At 41.5% G+C, this 9,379-nt stretch carries 8 protein-coding genes; all 8 read right to left on the minus strand.

What is annotated here, in order from left to right; all coding sequences use genetic code 11:
* Positions 1-292: 292 nt before the first annotated feature.
* The 8 genes from IM479_RS03530 to IM479_RS03565 all read right to left on the minus strand — a co-directional run bounded on the left by IM479_RS03530 (position 293) and on the right by IM479_RS03565 (position 9,235).
* Complete coding sequence (locus tag IM479_RS03530) at positions 293-616, minus strand: hypothetical protein (protein ID WP_287075794.1); 324 nt, start codon at positions 614-616, stop codon at positions 293-295.
* Positions 606-992: a diversity-generating retroelement protein Avd gene (avd, locus tag IM479_RS03535; protein ID WP_287075796.1), complete on the minus strand. Its 387-nt coding sequence runs from the start codon at positions 990-992 to the stop codon at positions 606-608. The genes IM479_RS03530 and avd overlap by 11 nt, the downstream gene beginning before the upstream one ends.
* Before the next feature lie 63 nt (positions 993-1,055).
* A complete protein-coding gene (locus IM479_RS03540; protein WP_287687640.1) occupies positions 1,056-3,914 on the minus strand; it encodes a formylglycine-generating enzyme family protein in 2,859 nt (952 codons plus the stop codon).
* A complete protein-coding gene (locus tag IM479_RS03545) occupies positions 3,914-5,026 on the minus strand; it encodes an AAA family ATPase (protein ID WP_287687642.1) in 1,113 nt (370 codons plus the stop codon). The genes IM479_RS03540 and IM479_RS03545 overlap by 1 nt, the downstream gene beginning before the upstream one ends.
* 1 nt (position 5,027) lies before the next feature.
* Positions 5,028-6,635 (minus strand): VMAP-C domain-containing protein, encoded by a 1,608-nt coding sequence (locus IM479_RS03550; RefSeq protein ID WP_287687644.1) that lies wholly within the window; start codon positions 6,633-6,635, stop codon positions 5,028-5,030.
* Positions 6,636-6,637: 2 nt separating this feature from the next.
* Positions 6,638-7,795 (minus strand): caspase family protein, encoded by a 1,158-nt coding sequence (locus tag IM479_RS03555; protein ID WP_287687646.1) that lies wholly within the window; start codon positions 7,793-7,795, stop codon positions 6,638-6,640.
* Entirely contained in the window at positions 7,788-9,002 is a 1,215-nt protein-coding gene (locus tag IM479_RS03560; RefSeq protein ID WP_287687648.1) for a lipase family protein, read from the minus strand. The genes IM479_RS03555 and IM479_RS03560 overlap by 8 nt, the downstream gene beginning before the upstream one ends.
* Positions 8,999-9,235: a YlcI/YnfO family protein gene (locus IM479_RS03565; protein ID WP_287687650.1), complete on the minus strand. Its 237-nt coding sequence runs from the start codon at positions 9,233-9,235 to the stop codon at positions 8,999-9,001. The genes IM479_RS03560 and IM479_RS03565 overlap by 4 nt, the downstream gene beginning before the upstream one ends.
* Positions 9,236-9,379: the final 144 nt, after the last annotated feature.

The raw sequence follows: 9,379 nt of genomic DNA on the forward strand, positions 1-9,379 counted from the left end.
AACTGCACAATATTTATTGAGAGAATATTTATCGATTTTGTCTTCTCTCTTGGCATCCATCCAAAGCCTTAAAGCCTTATTACGGATGAATTGTACTGTACGAATAGCTTCATCAATGGCAGAACACTGACTTGGTTTGACCACGGCTTTCATTTCTAAAACAATCATTGTTGACCGACCTCAAACAACTTTCTTTATACTAACATATCCAGCACAAAACTGTCAAGGATTTATTGGTGCTTCGCTGTTCTATATTGGTCGGGTTTCATCCCGTCGGTGAAACTGAGGGTCTTCACCCGACATTTAAGATAAAAGTACGCTCGATCGCAGGTACAATTATCCGACAGAGAGCGTGGTGGACAATGCGATCTCGATAGGGGGCCGCCGAAATTAGGCGTGGTTTGGGGTCTGTTATACGGAAACTGCGGTACTGACCGGGATGATAGGTCTGTTCGATTAGCTCATCTTGCAACTTGATTAAATTTTTCTCCCGTTCCGCGTTAAAGGCGAGGACATTAGGGCGATAGCGTTTACCTTGCTGCGCGAGCCGAGCGGCCGCTAGGAGGTTTTCAAATTCGATAATTTTTTCCCATGTATTGCCAATTCTAACGACCATTCTTTGTTCCGGTTAGGTTAACCGGTGGGATTTTCGTTTGGGATTTTAGCCAGCCCCCTAGTTCATTACCGATTTCGACTAAATATCGACTCAGATTTTCGTAACGTTTATCGGACATAATATTAAGGTCAACCATTAACCGTATTTGGTAGTAGAGAACCGACAATTTAGGGTTGAGAGAACGCAAAATTTCCTCTTTCTCTTGACTATACTTGGCTTCTATCAATCCTTCTAGTAATTGATAGAGATTATTGGCTATCCTTTCCCCTAGGGTAAAGCGATAATTGCGGGGAAGACGACTCAATATCGGGTTTAACCAGAGGATGAGGTCATAGGTTTTTTGAATAACTGACAATTCTTTTTCGTTGTGGTTCATGTGTACTAATTAGTCCCCAAAAAATCGCCGGAAAAGGGAAAAAGAGAAAAGAATAAAGGGAAATCAAGTCCTGGGGAAGCGGCAGACAACTCGAAAACCGAGGCCGTAGTAGTCGAGGTAGTCGGGGTTGTCCCTGTAACGAATCGCACCGCGACAGTACCTCGGATAGTAGTACCAAGAACCGCCGCGTATCACCTTCGTATTTTTATCGCTTAATAACTGCATAGTTATATTCTTATCTAGTAGATTAGTCGGGTTATTGTCGAACGCAAAGCGATCGCTACGCGAGATCGCCCTCTCTTCAGCATCCCACAGATCTATACACCATTCCCAGACGTTACCGTGCATATCCTGTAAACCAAAGGCGTTGGGGGGATAGTTACCGACAGGGGTTGTTTGCTTGGGGCTTGCCGTTTTTGCTTCGTCGGCGTAGGTTTGCTGTGAGTCGTAATTGGCTAGTTTTGCAGTTAGGGTCTCGCCGTAGTGGAAAGGGGGATATGATCCCCCCTGACCCCCCTTAACAAGGGGGGCTTCTGTATTGGCGTGACAGGCGTATTCCCATTGGGCTTCAGAGGGTAGGGCGTAGGGGAATTTGGTTAGCTTGGCTAGTCGTCCACAGTATTCGATCGCATCGAACCAACTCACATTTTCTACAGGCCGTAACCAATGACTCGTTTCCCCATAGTCGTCTTTAAATCGTGATGGGGTTAGGTCTAGATTATTTTTTATTTTTAAGTCTTTACGGCTGGCGATCGCCCACCATTGAGCTTGGGTGATGGGGGTCTGTGCCATAAAAAAGGGTTTTATATAGATAGTCTTACCGTCTTTGAGCAGAGTTCCGCCGGGGATGAGGAGCATTCTAATCTCGGTTAGCCCCGCGGGGGGTTGATCCTTCCTTTTGTTAAAGGGAATCTCTTCTTCGTAATATTTAGCGGTGACGGGTTGACGTTTAATGATATTTCCTTGTCGATCGACAAATACAGTTTCCCCGTCCCATTGGGGTAAGTCTGTTTGTTCCGCTCGCTTATTATAGATAAAGAGTATCTGAGCTTCTAGCTCTTTAATGCCCGATTCGATCGCTAGTTCGTAGAGGTCGCCGTCTTCTAGGTTCAAGCTGGCGCACTGTTCCCGCAGGGCGATGAACTCGGTTTCGGCTTCACCTTCGAGGATGGTGAGCCTGCCGACTTCGATCGTGGTGGTTTCTGGGGTGAATCGGGTGAGAAAGTCTTCTTCTCTAGCTGTTTGAGTCGCTTTTGGCTGACCTTGCTCTAATTGCTGTGCGATCGCCAGATAATTTCCCCCCAAATTCCTTAAAATACTGGCTGCCACTTCGGCAAAAGGACGAATGATGTCTTGTATATCTGTACCTACTTCTGTTGGAGGCTTTTTCAATTCAGCGAGGAAGTCTCGCAATTCTAGGTTCAGTTGTTTGGCAATATATTTGGAGACGCGATCGAATACATCTACTGTAGTAGAGCGAGTAGAACTGCATTGTAAAATTTTTCTTACTTCCGGGTTGATAAAATCGTAGAGTACCAGATCTGGGTCAGTTTCCTTAATCCCTAACGAACGAACGCGAAGAATACCGCCTAAAAATACTTCTGCGATTTGGACTTGACCTGCTTTTGGTAACATTTCCTTACGGATCAATCGAACTACTGGCAGAAAAATTGTCGGTGCCGCCGCTAACAATTCTGCTAATTCTTGAGCTAGAAGCGAAGCATTATTGCGAAATCGTCTAACTATTTCTTCTGGAGTTAAATTTAGCTTACCCTCGGGTTCTAATTCTTCTTTGGTATCGGGAGTCAGTACAAATCCTGCTACTTTGGTGTCGCCGCGCCCCACGACTACACCGCTCCATCGTGCGACACTGAGAGGTTCCAAAGTAAAAACAGGAATCTGTAAACGATTCTGTTCACGAAAGACGTTTTCCCAGAGCAGCACGTCTCTAATTTTTAATCGGCTATTAGTTAAACCAGGTTCATCACTAACTAAAGTTACTTTCGCTCCCAATCCTAAGCCAGTTTTCAGCCAAAGCCATTCTGGAAGCATCTGCAATATAGCTAATGGACTCGATTGACTCCACAATTTTAAAAGCGGAAACATCTTGCCATCTTGCCAATAGGATGCCACGCAATCACTAACTACTACAATGAGGCGGCGACCATTAGGATTGAGTAATTCTTTAGGATGATAAACCCTAGAATTAGTCTTGTTTAATCCTTCATGGAGAACTAGATTATTTTCCTTGGAAGCTAATTGCCAGACCCGCACATCACGAAAGATACCATAATGTTGTAGTACAGTTTTTAGATCTGCTAACGTTTGATGCCAAATATCCATCGAGGAACTGCGATCAAATACCAATGCTAGTTCTAACCAAGGTTCTAAGGCTGGTTTAAAAACAGGAACCAAGATTTTTCCGTCAGTCGCGGCAAAACTTTCGACTGTTCGTACTTCATCCAAAATACTCGGGCGATCCCGTGTAGGTACGCGCCGCAATAATGTTTTTAAGGCTTTTGCCAAAGATAAGGAACTGCCGAGATCTGATGGATTATCAACTGGAAAAGTTAAAGAACCACCGCCACCGCCACTGGATGAGTCTTTGCTTTGCTGTCGTGGGAATAACTGTCCCCCAGACTCTTTATTTTGTTGCCGATTGTTGTTGGGCAGTTGATTGTTGTTGGGCAGTTGATTGTTGTTGGGCAGTTGATTGTTGTTGGGCAGTTGATTGTTGTTTGGCTCCTCTTGGTTCACTTCTACTTTCTTACTTTCAGTAGATTCTATAATCTGAGGTGAATGGAGCAATAACCAGCACAAATCAGCTAACTCATAGCTAGTCATTTCTAGCTCTGACTGATTGAGAGTCTTAAGTAACTGCTCGAAGCGGTCTGGCTTCTCCAGTATAAAAGCATCGCTCATCACAATCCCTCGGTATCATTCAAACTCTTAAACAGTAACTCTTTAAGGGATTCGTGATCGAAAGTGGATTCTGCACCACCGGTCAACATATATACAACATTAAGGAGTTGATCCGTTGCCAAATCTTTTTTATTGAAAAAATCTGTAATTAATTGACCGATACGATCGCTAGACTTATTAAAATATTCATCACCCATGTGAGAGTTGACTATAGATTTCAGGTTATTAATGCCCGGATTGGGCATATTGATTCTGATACAACGTCTTTTGAAGGCTGGAGGAAAATCTCTTTCGCCGTTACTGGTCATCACTACGATGGGGAAAGCATGGCATCCCACTATTCCGCTATTTAGCTTGACGGGATGAAGATTTTTATCCCAAGTAAAAACTGAAACTGGTTGACTGGGGTTTTTCTCTGTCCAACGTTTTAATTCGGGAATTTCATATTCGCCTTCTTCAAACAGATTGAGCAAGTCATTGGGTAAATTGATGTCGCTTTTGTCTATCTCGTCTATTAAAAGCACTCTGGGTAAAGCTGAAGGAAGAAATGCCGTACCCAAAGCTCCTAAAGTGATATAAGAGCCAATATCTTGTTTGCCCTCGGACTCTGGTTCTTGTAAGCGGGCGATCGCATCATAACGATACAAACCATCCTGAAGGGTCGTTCGAGCCGTAATCGACCATTTTAAAACCGGACCCAATCTCAGTTGGTATGCTAAGGCATAGGCAAGGGAGGTTTTTCCCGAACCGGGACGACCTGTCACTAACAGGGGACGACGCAAGCATAAAGCCGCATTTACCCCGGCGATGACTAGATCAATTGCTTTCTGAAGTTGAGCATTTTGAGAATTGGTTTCATTGTCAGCGATTTCTTTGGTTTCATTGTCAGCGATTTCTGACAAACGGAATTTTTCACCGCGATCGCGATCGGTCTTTTCACTCTCGACAAGTTTCAATAAATCTGACCGACGTTCGGTATCTTTAGGGAGAATAGGTCTATTGAATTTTCTCCAAGGAGGTGGAGGGGGAAGATTGAGAGTTTCAGATGCTGGTAGCTGTTCCCCCCGACCATTAAAAGGATGCCAGTGAACTGATTTAGTTTCTTCTGCCATTTTATGTGTTTACTCCTATTGTTTGTAATTTATTTTCTTCCGGCAAGATTTCCGGGTCTTCCAGCAACATACCGAGATAATAACCTGGATACTGTTTACGCTCTGTTTCAGTTCTAGCCCCCCATACAACACTTCTTAGCTCCCAAGTTTTTTCAAGTAAGCCGCGGCATCGGTTAGATAAATTATCCCAATTCAGGCACTCTGTAAATTGCTGTTCAAATTCTACCTCTGAGGGAATACTATCCCAATTCCAAACGGCTATGGGAATACCACTATCAAAAATAGACTCAAAAAACCTCATGCGCTCAAATCTATCGATGGAGAGAGAATCTTTTAATCTAATCCCCCATAGAATTGAGCAATTTTTCATAAAAATCTCTAATTCTTTCCAATTAGAGATTTGAGTATCTCCAAGAATCTCAATTATGTTAGAGGCTGGAGTATTATTTATATCATTAGCTAGAATATTCTTGGATATTTCACGACAATCACCATTCAAAAAAGTATGGATTCTTTCCCATCCTTTTTTGAGTGATCCAATGCGACTATTTTTTCGTATGCGTTCTCTACTTCGTAAAAATAATCGGTAATTTCTTACCAATGATATAGTTGCTTCTTCTTCACAAATCATTGCCCAATTATCTAGACTAGAATGTAAATCGGAAAGTGGAATGAATACTTCTATTCTCAACTGATCAATTGCTTGACCCCGAAATTGAGGATCAGTTTCAAGATAATCAATGTATGATTTTATCGCTGTTGGAATATTTTCAAATTTAGTACAATCAATACCATTTTTATTTTTAGATAATGAGATTTCAGATAGTTTACCCTGAATTTTAAACTGTCCTCGAACATTCCACTTATCTTGATTCGGTCCATCGCCACCTCTCTCAATTATGATTAATAAGATCGGTGGCAAGCAAGAAGTATTTTCATTTTCAGTTTTTTCCAATTTATGATTAGCTTTATCTAGCCATGATTTTATATGTCCATTATCATCTTTTAGTGATTGAGCTAATTTGATTATTAATAATGTAGGTTCGTATCGATCGAGAAATACTTGTTTTAATAACTCATAATTCTTGGTAAAACACAAGCTTTTAATAAATATTTCGTCATGTTTGATAAAATTTTCAATTTTACAGCAAGCTTTCCAAATATCTTTCCAATCAATTATTGTGCTGAGAATTAAGTATAGTTCTGACCACAAACTTTCAAATGTCTCGTCGCAATCATTATTTTTTAATTCAACATCTTCAAAAAGAGTACTCGTCTTATTAGATTTATTTCTTGCTTCTTGTTGTTGTCTGGCAAGATCTCTAACAACTTGAATTAAAGTCTTAAAATAACCATTATTTTGTTCGTAATAATCAATCGCCTCGATTAACTCATCAAATCGATCTGGATATCCGCTGAATGCTTTGAGAATACTCAATACTGAAGCACGAACAGTATTTCGTTCTTCTACTTGTTTGCCAATATCAGGGAAAAAATCAATTACATCTTTTCTCATTTGAGTATCTCGGATAGAAGGGCAATTCTCTAAGGCTTCGATTAACTCATTAAATCCTAGATCGTTAGGTTTTATCGGAACAGTCAGCAACATTGTTAATTGAACTCCTCTGGCAATATTTGTATTGTAGTTCTTCTTAAATTTTGCATAGCAACAGAATTATTTTCGTAGAGCATATCAATAACGTCTAATAGCTCTGCCAATCCTCCTGAATAACTGCGGGAAGTTCTAATTGCACTTAACACTACAGTATTTGCATTACCTTCCATGATTATGTTATTGGCTATTTCTTTCCTTAGATTCAAAATAATATCTTTTCGACTTTGGAAATCTCGAATTGACTGACATTGTAAAAAAAGATCGCGCAATAGTCCTAATTCTTGGATAGTCAAATCGCGAGGTAGCTGAACACTATCTCGTTCTGTTGTTTTAGTGGCTGGCTCAATTTCGCTAAATCGTTCTTTTCTATTACCTGCCCAGTCCTGATATAAAAGATATGAAGGAGTTTGCCTGGTTTGTCCATCCTCTCGAAGCTTAATGAACTTTTCCTGCACATTCTGCATAACCGCTTCCATATCTGGTGGCCAAAGCTCTGTATCTTTTGATGAGTTCAATTCATTCAATAGTTCTCGTGAAAATATACCCGTTTGCTCATCACTTTTATTAATCGCATATTCTCCCGGATTAGCCGCAAACATTGCCATTTGTTTTTGACTTGGCAAATGTTTACCAATAGCAGGAAGATCGTCCGGTGGATTTATCTTTAATAGTTGGGAATTGGCACAGGCATCAAAAATTAGTAGCTGTCGAGGCAAATTCTTATATAAATCGGTCTGCATAGCATTAAGCTGGACAGTTAAATTTAGATTCTTGAGATCCTCCATTGTCGCATCGGCATAAATCAATCGGCGATCGCCTTGTGAAGCGATCCAACCGTGTCCCGACCAAAACAAGAAAAACAAAGTTGCTGTTTTCTTTCTCGCTTCTTCACGCAGAGCTTTATTGACTATATCTTTGTTTGCTTCTAAGGGTTTACTATCGATGAGATTGGTAATCTTGTCAACAATTCCGACATTGCGATCGAGTGGCGCCAGAAAAACCGAAATATTTTCGGGAGGCACATTGCGATCTCGTAACCATTGACAGAACTGATAAACATCATTGACCGGGCCATTCAAATCTGGAATGGAACTAGAATCAGCATACTTTTCGATTCCCACTAAAATTGCTTGTGTTGTCGATGGTTCAGCCATTAGCTACCTCCACCATCTTCTGCCAAACTGCATCCCAAACCTTGTCATTGTTCCAATATGCACCATGAGACTCAGGGAAAGGTTGTTTACTATCGATTTCGACATCTTGTATCTTTCCGGGGAATATTTTCTCCCCTACATAACTGAGAAAATCGTTGCGATCATAAATATTTAACCAATCGGGGAAAGTATCCGGTAGCTTGGCATTGGGATTATATTCCATCCCCACCAAAGCATTCAGTTCATAAAGAATCGGAGATTGAGAACCGATCGTCACCAACAAAGCCACTTGTGGTAATTGTTGTTCTAATAGCAAATCGACGGCAATAATACCACCCAAACTATGGGCGATTAATACGGTGGGATATTCCAGACGTTCAACGGTTGTTCGAACAAAGTCTCTAAGCTTTTGTCCCCTTGATTGATACATCAAAATATCTCCCAAAGTACCGCTGTATTGTTCTGAAAATCCACTTCGCCGTCTTTGGAGATTATTGTTGATAATACGCCTGATTGTGCCAGAAATACTCTGTTTTATGCCAGATAAAATTCCTTTTTCCGTGCCCCCTAGTTCTGCCGCTATTTGCTCGACAATATGATCGCGCAATTCGCCATTGACTGATAGGGCGAATTCGCCATAGTTATCCCTTACCAAAAGGGAACTTTGAGCTACGAGCGCACGAGCGATCGCTATGCGGTATTCTCCTAATGGTTCCGTGGCGGATTCGATCGCTTTTTGATAATCGCTTTCGTTGACGATAATGGATTGGGATTGAGGAAAAAACTCGCCAATGCCAGCTTGATCGAGCATTTCTTGGAGATTAGAGGATGGATTTAAGGCTCGAACCCGATTATCCAAATCCTCGCCTAGCTTTTCCCCAAAAACAGTTCTTTTGTCCTCGGAACTTATGGTTAGGATTTGCAGTTCGATGAGCGGGTCTTGATATAGTAACTCCCATAAACCCAGAACATACTCTTCATCAGTTAAATCTGTTTCTGAGGCTTTTTTTTGATCCGACACTGGAATAGATAGTCCTCCCGCATTTAATGTCGTGCCGAGAGACCCCCCCCAGTAACACTTATGAAAACACAAATTTTCATTGCGCTCTTTCAATTTTTGGCTAATGATGCTAAAAACTTTGCTATAGGCTGGTTCTCGTACCCCTGTACCGTGGATAAAAACTAGATCGCAATCGCATTTCTTCACTGATTCCCCTCCTCGGTGCTTGAATAAGATTCGATCAAAGTCCTCAATTTTTTCAATTGTAGTTCCAGTTCGCTTACCCGTTGACTCAACGGCACAGTCTCGGCACAGCCCAAGTAAGCAGCGATCGCACTGATGATCACATCTGTCTTGGACGTGCCAACCCGCTCGACGTACTGGTTGAGTTCGGCGAGGAGGGGTGGGGGAATTCGGACGGCGATTTGTGGTTTGCCCATAACAATTACCGAAATTTTGGGTTAAAGCCCCGTCCTTTTAGGACGGCTTTTTAAACTATAGCTTGTTAACTTAACTTTTATTGTGCTATACTGATTTTATCTAAGTACCCCCTGCGTAAAATGTTTGTCTTAGAGTTTAAAGTT

The sequence above is a fragment of the Microcystis sp. M165S2 genome, assembly GCF_020245885.1.
Classification (GTDB): Bacteria; Cyanobacteriota; Cyanobacteriia; order Cyanobacteriales; family Microcystaceae; genus Microcystis.